Origin of the sequence: Vibrio splendidus (assembly GCF_001557875.1) — a bacterium.
Taxonomy (GTDB): domain Bacteria; phylum Pseudomonadota; class Gammaproteobacteria; order Enterobacterales; family Vibrionaceae; genus Vibrio; species Vibrio splendidus_F.
Window position 1 is genome coordinate 1 of sequence record NZ_LNRF01000016.1, and the last position, 16,062, is coordinate 16,062.

At 44.9% G+C, this 16,062-nt stretch carries 13 protein-coding genes, 1 tRNA gene and 2 rRNA genes; 11 read left to right on the forward strand and 5 right to left on the reverse strand.

Features of this window, described 5'->3' with window-relative positions; translation table 11 throughout:
* From ATB74_RS22410 to ATB74_RS22420, 3 genes are all read left to right on the forward strand, one after another.
* Positions 1-102: ribosomal RNA gene (locus tag ATB74_RS22410) — 23S ribosomal RNA — on the forward strand; the annotation flags it as partial.
* Positions 103-196: 94 nt separating this feature from the next.
* Positions 197-312, forward strand: a 5S ribosomal RNA gene (gene rrf, locus ATB74_RS22415).
* A 43-nt stretch (positions 313-355) separates the two neighbouring features.
* Positions 356-432, forward strand: a tRNA-Asp gene (locus ATB74_RS22420).
* Positions 433-1,193: 761 nt separating this feature from the next.
* Here the strand turns inward: ATB74_RS22420 and ATB74_RS22425 are convergent.
* The 4 genes from ATB74_RS22425 to hemC are packed head-to-tail and all read right to left on the reverse strand — an operon-like array spanning position 1,194 to position 5,290.
* Complete coding sequence (locus tag ATB74_RS22425; protein WP_061019778.1) at positions 1,194-2,375, reverse strand: heme biosynthesis protein HemY; 1,182 nt, start codon at positions 2,373-2,375, stop codon at positions 1,194-1,196.
* Positions 2,375-3,601: a uroporphyrinogen-III C-methyltransferase gene (locus tag ATB74_RS22430; RefSeq protein ID WP_061019779.1), complete on the reverse strand. Its 1,227-nt coding sequence runs from the start codon at positions 3,599-3,601 to the stop codon at positions 2,375-2,377. The genes ATB74_RS22425 and ATB74_RS22430 overlap by 1 nt, the downstream gene beginning before the upstream one ends.
* A gap of 19 nt (positions 3,602-3,620) precedes the next feature.
* The gene (locus ATB74_RS22435) at positions 3,621-4,349 is read right to left on the reverse strand and encodes a uroporphyrinogen-III synthase (RefSeq protein WP_061019780.1); all 729 of its coding nucleotides are present in this window, start codon (positions 4,347-4,349) and stop codon (positions 3,621-3,623) included.
* Between the two features lie 2 nt (positions 4,350-4,351).
* Positions 4,352-5,290, reverse strand: a complete 939-nt coding sequence (gene hemC, locus ATB74_RS22440; RefSeq protein ID WP_060983628.1) for a hydroxymethylbilane synthase — start codon at positions 5,288-5,290, stop codon at positions 4,352-4,354.
* 344 nt (positions 5,291-5,634) lie between these two features.
* On the opposite strand from hemC, the gene ATB74_RS22445 reads away from it, so the two are divergent.
* A complete protein-coding gene (locus ATB74_RS22445) occupies positions 5,635-8,163 on the forward strand; it encodes a class I adenylate cyclase (RefSeq protein WP_061019781.1) in 2,529 nt (842 codons plus the stop codon).
* Positions 8,164-8,233: 70 nt separating this feature from the next.
* Here the strand turns inward: ATB74_RS22445 and cyaY are convergent, their stop codons facing one another.
* Positions 8,234-8,548, reverse strand: a complete 315-nt coding sequence (gene cyaY / locus ATB74_RS22450; RefSeq protein WP_060983630.1) for an iron donor protein CyaY — start codon at positions 8,546-8,548, stop codon at positions 8,234-8,236.
* A gap of 75 nt (positions 8,549-8,623) precedes the next feature.
* Here cyaY and lptM point away from each other — a divergent pair, with 75 nt between their 5' ends.
* From lptM to ATB74_RS22485, 7 genes are all read left to right on the forward strand, one after another.
* The gene (lptM, locus tag ATB74_RS24575; protein ID WP_407829960.1) at positions 8,624-8,740 is read left to right on the forward strand and encodes an LPS translocon maturation chaperone LptM; all 117 of its coding nucleotides are present in this window, start codon (positions 8,624-8,626) and stop codon (positions 8,738-8,740) included.
* Between the two features lie 41 nt (positions 8,741-8,781).
* On the forward strand, positions 8,782-10,035 hold the full coding sequence (gene lysA, locus ATB74_RS22460) for a diaminopimelate decarboxylase (RefSeq protein ID WP_061019782.1): 1,254 nt from the start codon (positions 8,782-8,784) through the stop codon (positions 10,033-10,035).
* A gap of 11 nt (positions 10,036-10,046) precedes the next feature.
* Positions 10,047-10,877, forward strand: coding sequence for a diaminopimelate epimerase (gene dapF / locus ATB74_RS22465; RefSeq protein WP_060983632.1), 831 nt, complete (start codon positions 10,047-10,049; stop codon positions 10,875-10,877).
* Between the two features lie 44 nt (positions 10,878-10,921).
* Positions 10,922-11,620, forward strand: a complete 699-nt coding sequence (locus ATB74_RS22470) for a DUF484 family protein (RefSeq protein WP_061019783.1) — start codon at positions 10,922-10,924, stop codon at positions 11,618-11,620.
* Positions 11,589-12,521 (forward strand): tyrosine recombinase XerC, encoded by a 933-nt coding sequence (xerC, locus tag ATB74_RS22475; protein ID WP_061019784.1) that lies wholly within the window; start codon positions 11,589-11,591, stop codon positions 12,519-12,521. The genes ATB74_RS22470 and xerC overlap by 32 nt, the downstream gene beginning before the upstream one ends.
* A gap of 15 nt (positions 12,522-12,536) precedes the next feature.
* Positions 12,537-13,253, forward strand: a complete 717-nt coding sequence (gene yigB, locus ATB74_RS22480; RefSeq protein WP_061019785.1) for a 5-amino-6-(5-phospho-D-ribitylamino)uracil phosphatase YigB — start codon at positions 12,537-12,539, stop codon at positions 13,251-13,253.
* A 169-nt stretch (positions 13,254-13,422) separates the two neighbouring features.
* Positions 13,423-15,921, forward strand: coding sequence for a bifunctional diguanylate cyclase/phosphodiesterase (locus tag ATB74_RS22485; RefSeq protein WP_061019786.1), 2,499 nt, complete (start codon positions 13,423-13,425; stop codon positions 15,919-15,921).
* Positions 15,922-16,062: the final 141 nt, after the last annotated feature.

Genomic DNA, 16,062 nt, shown 5'->3' on the forward strand with positions numbered 1-16,062 from the left:
GTCCTAAAGGGTTGTCGTAGACTACGACGTTGATAGGCAGGGTGTGTAAGTGCTGCGAGGCATTGAGCTAACCTGTACTAATTGCCCGTGAGGCTTAACCATACAACACCCAAGGGGTTTTGTGGACTCAAAGACAGACCTTGAATGAGTTTGAAGAGATAGACTTTTAGATAAGCTTTCCGAATTTTAAAATTTGCTTGGCGACCATAGCATTGTGGACCCACCTGATTCCATGCCGAACTCAGAAGTGAAACACAATAGCGCCGATGGTAGTGTGGGGCTTCCCCATGTGAGAGTAGGACATCGCCAGGCTTTAAATTTGAACACTTGTCAGCGACGACAAGTATTCCACTGCGGAGTGGTAGTTCAGTTGGTTAGAATACCGGCCTGTCACGCCGGGGGTCGCGGGTTCGAGTCCCGTCCACTCCGCCACTTATTAGAAAAGCCCTGCTAGCAATAGCAGGGCTTTTTTACATTTGAAGAAAAGTGGTTACCCCAGAAGAATGAGCTCCGTTAGGGTTTTGTCCCTAGTGGGCAAATCTGCATTAAGTCCCCTCGCTATTTCGGCACATATTAGAAAGCCTAGTCTGACGACTAGGCTTTCGTCGTTTCCGATATCTGAGTTTTATTATCCGTCTCCGAAAGCTTTACTTCCTATTAACTTGAACTGGCTGATAAAGATGCCTTGATTCTAATAACAAGGTTTTGTTGGTCAGTAACTCTTGTTATATCTCTTCTACTTAATAGGTGAGTCTACGGGCAGTTACGTGAAGTCCCCGGTTATAACGGTTTATAGTTGGAACATTGATGGCAATTTAATTGTTAATTCAGCGTTATTTAAAGTGGCTATTTGTCTGCGGATAAATATTTTTAAACGTCTTCTCTCAGGGGGATCTCCATTTACTCTTAACTTTCAAGGTGTCACTTTTCTCTGACTCCTCTCGAACTCTTCTAAGAGCTTGTTTATAAAAATCGCAAAACAACATACAGACACAATTAAAGTAGTTCTCCGTGTGTTTGGGAGGCTTTATTACGCTATTTCATAGTTACTGTTGTGCACTAGGTTTGGTGGCGTTGGGAGGGTAAGGGCTCGATAGATTATGGTTTATAAGTATTGTTGAGGTTATCTGGGGATAAACAACAGATATAAAAAAGCCGATGCTAGGCATCGGCTTAGTTTGAGTCGCTTCGAGTTAAGCGGGTTGAACTAGAGCGAGCGCTTTACGAGAAACCTCGTGAGCTGCTTTCGTTAAGTTTTGCTTCTCTAGTGCGTCGGATAGATATCCGTAATCTGAAACATTTGAACGAAGTGCTAGCGCTTTCTCAAAGTGGCTTTGTGCTTCTGCCCACTTCTGCTCTCTTAGGTAGAACTGAGCCAACGCGCTGTGTGCTTCGGCATTACCACTGTCTTTACTGATTGCACGTTCTAGCATGACCACTACTGGGTGGTGATCGGCTAGGTTCAGCTCTGGAAGCAACATGTAGAGCTCATTTGAACCACTCTTTGCAATGTTCTCTTTGATCACTGTGAACGCTTCTGTGTCAGCTTTACGAGCGATCAGTTGTTTCACAAAGCATGATACAAGGTGTGAACTTTGTTTCTGCTTTCTTGAAAGCTTGTTCCAATGGCTAATTAAACCTTCGCTACCTTGCTGTTGCGCGACATCATGAAGTAAACCACATTGTGCTTTCTGTTCTAATTTACGTTGCTCATCAGCTGTTAGAAGTTTGTTCTTTACTAACTTCGGCGTTAATTCTAGCAATGGCTGCCATAACTTAAGTTGCATATAGGTGGCTTTTAACAGGCCAAGTACAGCAGTGTTATTAGGGTATGTGCCTTTTAAGGTAGAAAGTGTATCGAATGCGGCTTCGTAGTTTGATTCACTGATCTGTTGTTTTGCTTTAGTTAGCTCTACCGCCAGTAAGGAGTCGTCCTGTTGGCTAGCAAGCTCGATGTACTTATCACGCTCACGTGTATTACCTTGTTCGTGCGCCGCTTGAGAAGCGACTAAATAACAAAGTAGAGGCATGTCGTGATGGTTAGCCCAACGAGTTACCTTCTTCTCAGCGTTTTTCCAGTCACCTTCAAGCAGCTTGATGATGCCTTCGTTGGTATAACGACGAGAACGTTTCAGTTTACGAACACTGAACCAGTTCCAAGTTGTCGAGCTTGCGTACATAAGCTTTTTAAACAAGTACTCTAAGCCGAACAGAGCAGCTAGAAGAGCAATAACAAAGATAACCAGTGTTGTCACGCTCATCTCAATGGTCTTATTCGCAATTGAGATTAGAACGTAGCCTTGTTGACCAGAGAACTGAGTACCAACAATTAACCCAGCACCGAGAACGAGAAAAAGAAAAATCCAACGAATCATTATTTTTCCTCCGTGGTCATAACTGTGACTTCACGTCGTAGGCGCTCACGTATCACATCTGATAACTCATTCTGAGACTCAAGCTTTACAGGGTATTTCACAGAGATGTTCTGTTCACTTAACTGTTTAATCGCTTTCTCAAATTCAATCACTGAGTTGTTATCTTGGTTTAGGTACGCTTTCGACCACTCGCTAGCGGTATTAAGAGCTGCGCTATACAGTTCACCTTGCTCTTTGTAGACGGCGCGAATCGCGGTTTCTAATTTACCTTTGATGTTTTCACGCAGGTAGAAGTGTTGCTCAGGAGATAGTAGAGGGATAACTTCGCCATCACGACTGCGGAATGTGATGAAGTTTTCTGAGAAGTCTTTCATCGACGTCATCAGGTTGTTTTGCCAATCATTAATATCTTGCGATACTGCTTTTTTATCAACAACTGCGGCTTCTGGAAGAATAGCATTGGCAAGTGGCAGCGAATCGACTTGCTGCTGAAGACTTGTGATGCGTAGAACTAAGCCATCACGGTCGATCAGAGGAATAGTGCGAAGCTTGGTAATGTCATTGGTCATTGATTGACGCAGTGACACTAAGCTAGGGTCGTTTAGTGCTGCGATACGTTGATCGGCACTTTCCATTAACTTGGTTGCGCTAACGGCATCATGCTCTAGGAACAGTTTACGTCCTGCTAGTTTCACAAGGTAATCGGCTTCGGCAAGTAACCAGTCATTCGGGCGGCGACCTTTAACGTCAGCCACTGCTAACTGCAGGCTTTGAATACTCTTCTGCTGTTGAGACTGTACGACCTGAGTTTTCTCCACCGCGTGTGACGCTTCTTGGATAGTCTCTTGCTTGATGGTTTGTAGGTCTTTATTTACTGCAGATTGGGTATTTTGAAGCTGTGCTTGAAGAGCGGCGATTTGAGCTGAGTACTCAGCACTCTTTTGCTGCATTTGAAATGCGATACCGCCACTGAAAATAATAGAAATAGCGATCGCAATAGTACCTAGCTTGACACCGCGCTTACCTTGCTTTTCTGCTTTCTCTATTTGCTCTTTATGCTCAGCTTGAGGCTGTTCATTATTAGCGGTATTTGAGGCAGAGGCATCGAGCTTCTGTTCAGATTGTTTTGTCTCTGTAGAGTCAGCTTTTTCGTTTTCAATAACTACTGGCTGAGTGTCTTGTTTCTTTTCAGGTTCAATATGCTCATTATTTTTTTTGCTTGTCATGCTTATTTCCTGTTTCTAGCTAGGGCCGGAGAGCAGCCAGTAATATTTGGTTCGTAGCACTGTGAGTATTGGTCACGTTCGAAAAACCGAGTTGTTGTGCTCGTTCTACAATGCGCTGGCTTGGGACAAATAGATGTCTTGTTGAAAGCCAAGCCAAATACTCATCAGGGGTAATTGAGCAGAGATACTCCAATTGTTCCTGACTAGTGATGACAACTTTGGACGCTTTTTTGTTTATCCATGTTTGATAGGTATTGTGGTCGCTAATGGGAATATATTCTCTACGGTAGGTCTCACAATAAGAGACTTGTGCACCTCGATTGAGTAGGGAATCTCTAATGAGCTCACGCCCACCATTACCACGTAGTATCAAAACGGACTTATTTTCTACGCCATTAAGTTCAGTAAGTTTAAGAAGATGTTCACTATCACTAACTTGAGGGTAGTTTACTTTTTGTTTACAGACTTTGCTTAAAACGTGTGCAGTTTTTTGACCAACGCCAAGATAAAGCGGCGAAGTGGGCCAAATGGATGAGGTTTTCGAAAGGATGTTTTGGGCAGCCGTCACGGCATGGTGACTGACTGCAATAATGATATCGCTGTTATTAAGTTGGGTGTTTAAATCCGAAGAGTTTGGATTATCCACGATACGAATCAGCGGATGATGGATTGCTTGAATCCCTTCATCCGCTAGTTGTTGGCAAAGCGATTGTCCCTCTGAACCGGGACGAGTCACCAACACTGTCATGGTTATTCTTGGTCAGCGTAGAGTTTGGTTAAGATTTCTCTTGCACCATCATCCAGCAATTGATTTGCCAGAGTCACGCCAAGCGCTTCAGCATCCTTACGAGAGCCTGAGATCTCACCACGAACCATCTTAGAACCGTCCGGTTCACCAACTAATGCACGTAACCAGATGTTGTCGCCATCTAATAGTGAATAGCTACCGATAGGCACCTGGCAACCACCTTCTAGAGTAAGGTTCATTGCTCGCTCGCAAAGTACACGATCAGCCGTGTCTTTATGATTCAGCGGCTCAAGAAGCTTGATTAGACGTTCATCATCTAGACGGCACTCAATACCAACAGCGCCTTGGCCTACAGCAGGTAGAGACTGTTCTGGTTCGATGAAGCTGCGAATACGCTCTTCTAGCTCTAAACGCTTAAGGCCAGCAGCAGCCAGTACGATCGCATCGTATTGACCATCATCGAGTTTACCTAGACGAGTACCAACGTTGCCGCGCAGCTCTTTGATGACCAAGTCCGGGCGAGACTCAAGTAATTGACACTGACGACGCAGGCTGCATGTACCCACGACAGCACCTTGTGGTAGCTCGTCGATATTGTTGTAGGTATTTGAAACGAAAGCATCACGAGGATCTTCACGTTCACAAATCGTCACCAGACCTAGACCTTCTGGAAAGTCTACTGGGACATCTTTCATTGAATGAACTGCTAGGTCAGCACGACCTTCTAGCATTGCTACTTCAAGTTCTTTAACGAACAGGCCTTTACCACCCACTTTAGCAAGCGGAGTGTCGAGGATGATGTCACCTTTGGTCACCATAGTTACCAACTCAACCTCTAAACCAGGGTGAGCAGCTTGCAGTGCATCCCTTACAAAGTATGCCTGCCAAAGGGCAAGAGGGCTTTTTCTGGTAGCGATACGGATTGGTGCTGAATTTGTCATGGTGGTTCCGATATAGGTTCTGTAATAGCCTAATCCTACCATTATGAGGCGAGAATTCTTACTGTTTGATCATTCGATACTTTGATAGCTGAGAGATTTTCATTAGTTCACCAAAATAGTGTGATTGGTATCTCATTTGAAACATGGGCTATTATTAGAAATAGTCAATAAAGAGGACACTACGGCGCCGTGAGTTTAACTTTCTGTCATCAAGGAATTGACCAGTATGACAGATTCCTTTGCTTTACCACTAAGGGTAAAAGTGTTAAATTGATCACGTTTTGTTGCTGCTTTCGTTCAGTAACTAAACAGAACTGCACTTAACCTCAAACCAAGGACTTACCTTGCAGGCTTACACTCAAACTTTGATTCAACGATTAGACAATCTAAATCAGCAGCGCATTGATCGTGCGTTGGCGTTGATGAATGTGCAAGGCCAGCGAGTTTTCAACCTTATTCCCGCACTGCTTCACTTCAACCACCCGATGATGCCGGGTTATTATGACCAACAAGTTCCTTTTGGAATTCGTAGCTTCACGCTTAATGAATTCCAAAAGCAATTTGTCTCTGATACTGAACTTACTTTAGGTGGCAAGCTAACCGAGTCTGCGGAGCCCGCAATTCTTGGCCTGTATACCATGGGCAGCACCTCTTCTATTGGCCAAAGTACCTCAAGTGATCTTGATATCTGGGTATGTGTGTCTCCAGATATGGATGGCGCATCTCGTGATAGCCTTACCAACAAATGTTTGCTGATTACCGATTGGGCTGAAACCTTAGGCGTGGAAGCTAACTTCTTCTTGATGGATGAAGAGCGTTTCCGTTCGAACCATTCAGAAGAGATGACCGGTGATAACTGTGGTTCTTCACAGCACTTACTATTGCTTGACGAGTTCTACCGTTCTGCAGTTCGCTTAGCGGGCCAGCGCCTGTTGTGGCAAATCATTCCGCCTGAAATGGAAGAGTGCTACGACGAGTATGTTCAAGGTTTATGTCAGGACGGCTATCTTGATTGCTCGCAGTGGATCGATTTCGGTAAGCTAAATCGTATTCCCGCTGAAGAGTACTTTGGTTCAAATCTATGGCAGCTCTATAAGAGTATCGACTCACCGTATAAATCGGTGTTAAAGGCGATCCTGTTAGAAGCCTATTCATGGGAATACCCAAACACCCAACTGCTGAGTATTGATACCAAGCGTCGCTTCTTTGCGGATGAACCGGATCTGTATGGCATGGATAGTTACTATCTGATGCTTGAGAAGGTAACTCGTTATCTAGAACGCATTAACGACCACACTCGATTGGACTTGGTAAGACGTTGTTTCTACCTAAAGACTCACGAGAAGTTGTCACGCGAAGCTGGCATTGGTTCTGTTGCATGGCGTCGTGAAGCCTTGACTGAGATGACTAAGTCTTGGAATTGGGGACATGAAACCATTGCTGAGCTCGATAACCGCCGTAACTGGAAGGTTGAGCAGGTTAAAGTGGTGCACCATGCACTGCTTGATGCCTTGATGCTGAGCTACCGTAACCTGATTCAATTTGCGCGTCGTAATGACATCACTTCAGCCATCAGCCCACAAGATATCAGTATCTTGGCACGTAAACTTTACGCTGCGTTTGAGGTATTGCCTGGTAAAGTGACGCTACTGAACCCACAAATCTCTCCGGATCTGCATGAACCCGACTTGAGCTTCATCGAAGTTCGTCAGGGTCAGTCGAATAAAGCCGGCTGGTACCTGTATAAGCAGCCGCTGGTAGCACATCGTATTCTTGGCCAGCCTTCTCTTGAGCACCATGAGTACTTGAGTAAGTTGGTTGCTTGGTCATTCTTTAATGGCTTGATTACTGAGTCGACGCGTTTGCACTCAGTGGTTCGTGACGCTCACATTGATATCGATAAGTTTTATCAAATGGTGAGCGACCTGCGCAATACGTTTTCTTTGCGTAAGCGTCGCCCAAGTATGCAGGCCCTGGCGAGCCCATGTGAGATTAGCCAGTTGGCGATGTTCATCAACTTTGAAAATGATCCGACTTCTGAGTTAAGTGGTCGTGCATTAAAAGTGGATCTCAAGAATGCGGATATCTTCAGCTTTGGTGAAGAAGGTAAGAGCTTAGTCGGCAGTGTTGATTTGGTTTATCGTAACTCTTGGCACGAAGTTCGTACGCTGCATTTCCAAGGTGATACGGCGATGCTGGATGCGCTTAAGACGGTACTTGGCAAAATGCACCAAGATGCGTTGCCGCCAGAGTCGGTTGATGTGTTCTGTTACAGCAAAAACCTGCGTGGTGTGATGCGTAATATGGTGTATCAACTGCTTGCTGAGTGTATCGACTTACGATTGAAACCGATTGAACCAGAGAAGCGTCGCCGCTTTAAGGCTATTCGTTTAGCTAATAAGATGTTTGGTCTGTTCTTCGAGCGTCGTGGTGTATCGGTACAGATGTTGGAAAACTCGGTTGATTTCTACCGTAGTATCTCAACCAATAAGTTGAAGGGTTCACCTTTGCTGATGCTCGATAAAGAGCAGGAGTATCAACTGCCAGAAGTGGTGGATGGTTTTGCGAGTGAGGGTTTAATTCAGTTCTTCTTTGAAGATACCGATAAAGGTTTCAATATCTATGTACTGGACGAGTCGAATCAAGTAGAGGTGTATCACCAGTACAATGGTGAAAAAGATGAGATGATCGCGAACGTGAATTCTTTCTACACATCGGTAAAAGATGAGTCGAAGATGTCGTCTAAGTTGATTAACTTTAATCTACCTCAGTACTACCAAATCGTTCACCCAGAAGAGGGCAACTCTTACGTTGTGCCTTATCGTAACGATGCAACTTTAGCTTCTCGGAGCTCAAAGATAGTCAATATTTAGGTTATTTAGACTGATTGATACTAAAAAAGGAGTGATTGATTCACTCCTTTTTAGTTTTGCTTACAAATGATTAGACCCAATCAATCTCTTCACCTGCGTGCTTCACGCATTCTTCTTTAACCATCTCAAACAGCTCCATGCCCGTCTTAGAACATGTCCATTTGTTATCGATCAGCTTGAAGTGAAAGCCACCAGATTTAGACGCTAACCAGATTTCTTTCATTGGTTCTTGGCGGTTGATAATGATTTGGCTGCGGTTCTCAAACTCGAGCGTCATTACGTTACCAGTCACTTCGTAATCGATATCTGCCTCTGATTCATCGATAGCTTCTTCGATGTTTTGCATCTGTATATCGACCAGCTGATGAAATTCAGTCTCGTTCATCCTTTCTATCCTATTGCTTTTCTTGAGTGTGGTGCGATTATAGGGGGCATTGAGTTAATAATCACGATATGCAAAATGAAAAAATTAATTACCGCTCTGTTTATGGTGTCCGTTATTGGACTTTCTGGTTGTGGTCAAACGGGTCCGTTATACGATCCTGATGAAGTTCAGCAGACTGAACAATCACAATAAGTGAAACACGCAGAAATCGTTATTTATAAGGGATAAGAACTTTGGATTACTTCAACTATCAGGAAGATGGCCAGCTTTGGGCTGAGGACGTCGCACTTTCACAACTCGCAGAGCAATATGGTACGCCGCTATATGTATACTCTCGTGCAACATTAGAACGTCATTGGAACGCGTTTGACTCATCGGTTGGTGAGCATCCGCACTTGGTGTGTTATGCCGTTAAAGCTAACTCGAACCTTGGCGTGTTGAATACTTTGGCTCGTTTGGGTTCAGGTTTTGACATTGTTTCTGGCGGTGAGTTAGAGCGTGTAGTAGCTGCTGGTGGCGATCCGGCAAAAGTTGTGTTCTCTGGTGTCGGTAAAACAGCCGCTGAAATGAAGCGCGCACTTGAGTTGAACATTAAGTGTTTCAACGTAGAGTCTGAGCCAGAACTTGAGCGACTGAATAAAGTTGCTGGTGAGCTTGGTGTTAAAGCGCCAATTTCATTACGTATCAACCCAGATGTTGATGCCAACACTCACCCTTATATTTCTACTGGTCTGCGTGATAACAAGTTTGGTATTGCTTTCGACCGTGCTCCAGCCGTTTATGCGTTTGCACAAACACTCGATAACTTGTCTATTCATGGTATTGATTGCCACATTGGTTCTCAGCTAACGGATATCGAACCTTTCATCGATGCTACCGATCGCCTGCTTGCACTGATCGACCAACTACGAGCTGATGGTATCAACATCAAACACCTTGATGTCGGTGGCGGATTGGGTGTGGTTTACCGTGATGAACTGCCACCACAGCCTTCAGATTACGCGAAAGCCTTATTGGCTCGCCTAGAGAATCATTCTGATCTAGAGCTGATTTTCGAGCCTGGAAGAGCGATTGCTGCTAACGCTGGTGTATTATTAACAAAAGTCGAGTTCCTCAAGCCAACCGAACACAAGAACTTTGCCATTATCGATGCAGCAATGAACGACCTGATGCGTCCAGCGCTTTACCAAGCTTGGCAAGATATTGTTCCAGTTAGCCCGAGACAGGGTGAAGCCGTGACTTACGATTTGGTTGGCCCAATTTGTGAGACGGGTGACTTCCTAGGTAAAGATCGTGACCTTGTTCTTGAAGAAGGTGATCTGCTAGCAGTTCGTTCTGCGGGCGCTTATGGCTTCGCGATGTCATCTAACTACAACACTCGTTCGCGTGCGGCTGAAGTGATGGTTGATGGCGATAAAACTCATTTGGTTCGTCAGCGTGAAGAGCTTGCGAGTCTGTGGGAACTTGAAAACATTCTTCCGGAGTAATTTTAAGCGTTATGCACTTCCACTTTTCTAAAATGCATGGTTTGGGCAATGATTTCATGGTCGTGGACTGCATTACTCAAAATATTTTCTTTTCTCCAGATTTGATCCGCCGTTTGGCGGATCGTCACACTGGTGTGGGTTTCGATCAGCTACTTGTGGTTGAGGCTCCTTATGATCCTGAAACTGATTTCCATTACCGCATATTCAATGCGGATGGCAGTGAAGTGGAGCAGTGTGGTAATGGGGCTCGTTGTTTTGCACGATTCGTTCGCATGAAAGGTTTAACGAATAAGTACAGTATCAACGTCAGCACCAAGAAAGGTAAAATGGTTCTCAAAATTGAAGAGAATGACCTGATCACTGTGAACATGGGTATTCCTGAGTTCGAACCAGGTAAGATTCCATTCAAGGCAAAACAGCCAGAGAAGACGTATATCCTGAGAACGGATGTACATACTTTGTTCTGTGGTGCGGTAAGCATGGGCAACCCACATGTGGTTACTGTCGTTGATGATGTCGATACTGCTGATGTGGACACCCTAGGTCCGCTTCTTGAATCACACGAACGTTTCCCTGAGCGTGTTAATGCTGGTTTTATGCAAGTGGTTAGCCGTGAAGAAGTTCGTTTGCGTGTTTACGAACGTGGCGCGGGTGAAACTCAGGCATGTGGCAGCGGAGCGTGTGGCGCAGTTGCCGTTGGTATCACTCAAGGCTTACTGGCTGAGAATGTGAAGGTTCGTCTACCAGGCGGTGACTTACACATTAGCTGGCAAGGCCCGGGTAAACCTCTGTTTATGACAGGCCCTGCAACGCATGTGTTTGATGGTCAACTTTCTTGCTAAGAACGACCCAAAACAAATAGATTCATAAAAATAAAGGATAGGTTTTGTCTTACGTTGAAGCTGACGCACTCACCGCAGAAGTGGTCGCGGAATATTTACGTGATAACCCAGATTTTTTCCAAGACCGAAAAGATTTGGTTGATCGCCTTGCTATCAATAACGTTGAGCAGGGCGCTGTTTCTCTAGTTGAGATTCAGCTTAAACGCCAGCGTCATCGAATCGAAGAGCTTGAAGAAGAGATCACTGGCTTGATGTCGTTGGCGGCAAATAACGATAAAACCTTCTATGAGTTTATGGATCTGCAAGCGCAAGTGCTGAAATGCAGTGACTTCATGCAGGTGATAAAGGCCGTTGAACAAAAAGCGTTAGACCTTGGGCTTAAGGCTCATGTTCGAATTCTTTCACAATCGGGTTTTTATCCTTTAAGTGCTGAGGGTTACTCTAAGTTTTCGCTTAACCATTTCAATGGCAAAGATGCTTATCTTGGGCGTTTGAGAAAAGCCGACAGACACGATTTGTTTGGTGATTATCCAGTTCCAGAGCTAGGCTCTTATGTAGTACTACCGCTTGCTAAGCAGTCTCCATTGGGGTTGCTCGCCTTTTCTAGTGAAGATGGCGGACATTTCCAACCCCATATGGATACGCTCTTTTTACGTCATTTAGCACTTGTTGTCGCTCATTTGGCGGACACCTTACCTTGGCAGATAAATAATGAGCCTAGAGCCCAAAATACCTCTTCCTAACAGCCTTCAAAAGCCACTTTCTCGCTTCTATGAGTATCTCAGAAGCGAGAAGGGGCTCAGCCTACACACTCAACGTAATTACAAACAACAACTTGAAACTATGGCCGCTCATTTAGTCACGCTAGGGCTAAAGGATTGGGGCCAGGTCGATGCTGCGTGGGTAAGACAACTTGCCAGTAAAGGCATGCGTGAGGGAATGAAAGCAAGCAGTATTGCAACACGCTTATCTTCACTGCGCAGTTTCTTTGATTTTCTTGTGTTGCGTGGTGAAATGACGGCTAATCCAGCCAAAGGTGTTTCTGCTCCACGTAAACAGCGCCCTCTGCCTAAAAACCTCGATGTTGATGAGGTCGGACAGTTGCTTGATGTTAACGAGGATGATCCACTGTCGATTCGTGACCGAGCTATGATGGAAGTGATGTATGGCGCTGGGTTACGACTGGCAGAACTGGTCGGTATTAACCTCAAAGATGTGTTGGGTCGCCAGGGTGAAATCCGAGTCATCGGTAAAGGCGATAAAGAACGCAAAGCGCCTTTTTCTGGTTTAGCTAAAGAGTGGGTCGATAAATGGCTTAAAGTTCGTGGTGAGTTGGCTTCACCGGGTGAAACCGCACTGTTTGTCTCGAAGTTAGGGACTCGTATTTCTCATCGAAGCGTGCAAAAACGTATGGAAGAGTGGGGTAAGAAGCAATCTGTCGCGAGCCACATCAGCCCGCATAAACTGCGTCACTCCTTTGCAACGCATGTGCTGGAGTCGAGCCAAAACCTTCGTGCTGTTCAAGAATTGCTTGGCCATGAAAACATCTCTACGACCCAAGTTTATACCCACTTAGATTTCCAACACTTAGCACAAGCTTATGATCAGGCTCACCCGAGAGCGCGTAAGAAGAACAAAGATTAGATTTAAGGGTTTACTATGCGAATTTATCGAGGGTTAAAGCCCATCAAAGCCATGACCTTTGACTTAGATGACACCCTGTATGACAACTGGCCTGTGATCATGAAGGTTGAGAAGGAGATGGCACAGTGGCTTTATCAAAAGCACCCAGTGTCGGCTTCTTTATCGCTCGAAGAGTGGCAGGGCATTAAGCAGCAAGTCGCCTCTGAAAACCCAGCTTTGAAACATGATGTCACCGTATGGCGTGAAACTCAGATAAAAAGTGGTTTGCTGCAATTGGGTTATTCTCAGCAGCAAGCAGAACAAGCGGCTCGAGAAGGTATTGAGCATGCATTATGGCTACGTAATCAAGTCAATGTTCCTGACGAAACGCATCGTGTGATGACTGAGGTTAGTCAACGTATTCCTCTAGTTGCGATTACTAATGGTAATGTCGACCCACACAAAATTGGCTTAGGGCAGTACTTTCAATTAATCCTTAAATCCGGTCCTGATGGAAGAGCTAAACCCTGGCCAGATATGTTTGAAAAAGCTCAGCAACACCTAGGTTGTGATGCTGAGAATATTCTTCATGTTGGTGATCACCTTAAAACGGATGTCTATGGAGCCAAGCAAAATGGCTTCCAAGCGTGCTGGTTTAATGACACTGGTTCCAATTTATACCTCTCTTCGAAGGCGAGCGTGCTCCCTGATGTTGAAATAGACCAACTTAGCGATCTTATGCGACTAATTTAATGGCTTGGTAAGCTTATTGTGTCGCATTTATGATAGTGAATTGTTACATTAGTCGCCTATAAAAGCCTGATTAGGCTAGGATAATTGGCGGCTACTTTTTATCGATTCATTTCAGTCATAGCAGTGGTTGCGGGTTCTCTACTCCATTAGAATTTGAACAAGGGTTGGCATGCAAACATTTACATTTCTCGCAAATACTGAGGCGTTGTTTAGAGCTCAACTTGATCAGCGAGAATGGTGTGACAGCAAACAGTACCTTATTCAAATTTTCTCAGCTCAATCTTCAGATCTAGCTCGTCAAATCGCGAGTGTCGCTCTCAATCGTTTAAACAATGCGACGCTAATTGGTCAGAGTGCTCGTCATGTTATCTGTGATAATTGCCTTGAAAGTGCATGCACCTTAGTCATCATCAGTGAGTTCAACGAAACCCATCTAACCTCAGCAGTCCAGCCTTTTACGGGTAATCCAAATCAAGATAGCCAAGACTTAGCTTTGCAACTGCACCTTACCGAAGACACCAAAACGGTTATCAGTTTGTGCGATCAAGTCGAAGGGCGTGATTACCCGATCTATAGCGCTTTTGAAAACCTGCCTTACGCATTGCCGATTGCTGGTGGACTGTGTCATGAGAATGAATTTGGCCGTTGGGTTATGTATAACGAGCAAACCTACCAGCACGCCTGTGTTGCTGTGGCTCTGGCTAACCCAAGATTGAAGGTTTGGTCGGATGCGTACTCTGAGTGGAACCCAATTGGGATGAAACTGCGAGTCACACATGCGGTCGGAAATCGTTTATACGCGTTGAATGACAAGCCGGCGATTGAAGTATTCAAACATTACCTTGCGGATGGCAAAGACCTTCCTTTTAGCCAACTGATGAGCTTTCCACTTTATCGAGAACTTGGCAGAAAGAAGGGTATTTCAACACCTCTACGTATTAATGATGATGGCAGTATCGAGTTTGATAGCCCTTGGCATGTCGGTGAAGAGGCGCAGTTTTGTTATAACCACCCCTCTTTGACCGCGGAAAAGGTGCGTCACGGTGCCGAGATGCTAGCCATGCATCAGCCTGAATCGGTGATCATCTATAACTGTGTATCTCGACTTGAGTTTATCGATAGTAAACTTGAGCTCAAGCCATTTGAAGGGATAGTGAATACATGTGGTGCCTACTGCATGGGTGAGCTATACCGCAATGAAGACCGCCAAGAGATACTGCACCACAGCCTGACTTATATCGCTATGCGCGAGTCTGACGAGGTTAAAGAGTTTCGTTGTGAAGATTTTCAGTGTGGCTCAACAGTGTCGCCATTGCTTAACCTTGTCAGAAATGCAGTCGCTGATCTCGACAGTATGAATACCCAGATGGAGAAAAAACTCCATCAACAAGCGCGTCGCTTAACCGAGAGCTATCGCATTGACTCACGCACTGGCTTACCGAACCGTATTGTACTGAAGGAGCGCCTCAATACGATTCTATTTAGTGAACACTTACTCACGTTAAAGCTCACGAATTTCCATCAAGTTAACGAAAAATACGGCTATCAGGTGGGTGATCAGTTACTGCTTGACCTGTCTAATCACTTTATTGAGCGATTGCAGCTTCGTGTCGTGAAAGAGCCTCGCGTGAAGGTTGAGCTGTTCAGTATTGGGGTCGGAGAGTGGGCGATTATCTTTAACGCCAGTGTTGGTAGTACAAAAATAAAAGAAGGTTTCGTTGAGTTCGCCGATGACATCGAACACATAAATTTTGAGCCATATGGTTTGGCTGATATTGATTACCTGTCAGTTTCTCTGTGTGGCGGCTTTGCTAGTCGTTGTGATTTCTTAACCGACAGCGGTGACGAGATCTTATTGAAAGCGATCGAAGCTCGACGTTATGGGGTGCGGAACAATACCCACATCACCAATGCCAAAGACATTCAGGTGAGCGAAGAGGACCGCAAAGAGCAGCTCGGTTGGTTGAGCTGTGTGAGCCGTGCGATTTTAGATCAGAACATCATTACCTACTCTCAACCGATTGTGGAATCGGGCACTCACGAAATGATTGGCCAAGAGTGTTTAGTCAGAATCATGGAGTCGGACGGTACCATTGTGGCACCAGGAAAGTTCTTACCTATCATTGCCGACACGCACCTCTACACACGCCTTAGCCGACATATGATTAAGAGCACTATCGGTTATATGGCGGATAAACAGAGTTCGTTCTCTATCAATCTATCCCCGCAAGATTTGTTGAGTGACAAGACGCTTGAGGTGCTCGAGGCTGCGATCAGTGGTATGAACGATCCCACTCGACTTGGCTTAGAGGTTTTGGAATCTGAGCAAATCAAGGATTATGGCCGCATGATAGAGGTGTGCGATCACTTCCGTGCACTCGGGGCGAGAATCATTGTTGATGATTTTGGCTCTGGTTACTCCAATATTGATGAGATCATTAAGCTTGAGCCACAGATTATTAAGCTCGACGGTAGCTTGATTCGTAATATCGACAAAGACCAAAAACAAAGAAATATCGCTTCTCAGTTGGTTCGCTTATGCCAAGTGTTCAATGCTAAGACGGTTGCTGAATTTGTCCATAACCAACAGGTTTGTGAGATAGCAGAACAAATGGGTGTCGATTATCTGCAGGGTTATTACTTTGGTGAGCCTAAGCGATTGTTTTAGTGCTTAAAACTTATGAGTCCTCATGCCGGCTGGCTTCGAAAATGCTCAATCATCATTGATGTCTGCTTTGTGGTGGAATGAGTGATGTCTAACTAACGTCACATTATTTATAAGATGATTGTAAGTATTCCGTGCAAGCCT

What these genes read in the sequence shown, in the direction of transcription:
- ATB74_RS22425 (WP_061019778.1), bottom strand. Translation starts at nt 2,375, where the DNA reads ATGATTCGTTGGATTTTTCTTTTTCTCGTTCTCGGTGCTGGGTTAATT.
- ATB74_RS22430 (WP_061019779.1), bottom strand. Translation starts at nt 3,601, where the DNA reads ATGACAAGCAAAAAAAATAATGAGCATATTGAACCTGAAAAGAAACAA.
- ATB74_RS22435 (WP_061019780.1), bottom strand. Translation starts at nt 4,349, where the DNA reads ATGACAGTGTTGGTGACTCGTCCCGGTTCAGAGGGACAATCGCTTTGC.
- hemC (WP_060983628.1), bottom strand. Translation starts at nt 5,290, where the DNA reads ATGACAAATTCAGCACCAATCCGTATCGCTACCAGAAAAAGCCCTCTT.
- cyaY (WP_060983630.1), bottom strand. Translation starts at nt 8,548, where the DNA reads ATGAACGAGACTGAATTTCATCAGCTGGTCGATATACAGATGCAAAAC.
- lptM (WP_407829960.1), top strand. Translation starts at nt 8,624, where the DNA reads ATGAAAAAATTAATTACCGCTCTGTTTATGGTGTCCGTTATTGGACTT.
- dapF (WP_060983632.1), top strand. Translation starts at nt 10,047, where the DNA reads ATGCACTTCCACTTTTCTAAAATGCATGGTTTGGGCAATGATTTCATG.
- xerC (WP_061019784.1), top strand. Translation starts at nt 11,589, where the DNA reads ATGAGCCTAGAGCCCAAAATACCTCTTCCTAACAGCCTTCAAAAGCCA.
- yigB (WP_061019785.1), top strand. Translation starts at nt 12,537, where the DNA reads ATGCGAATTTATCGAGGGTTAAAGCCCATCAAAGCCATGACCTTTGAC.
- ATB74_RS22485 (WP_061019786.1), top strand. Translation starts at nt 13,423, where the DNA reads ATGCAAACATTTACATTTCTCGCAAATACTGAGGCGTTGTTTAGAGCT.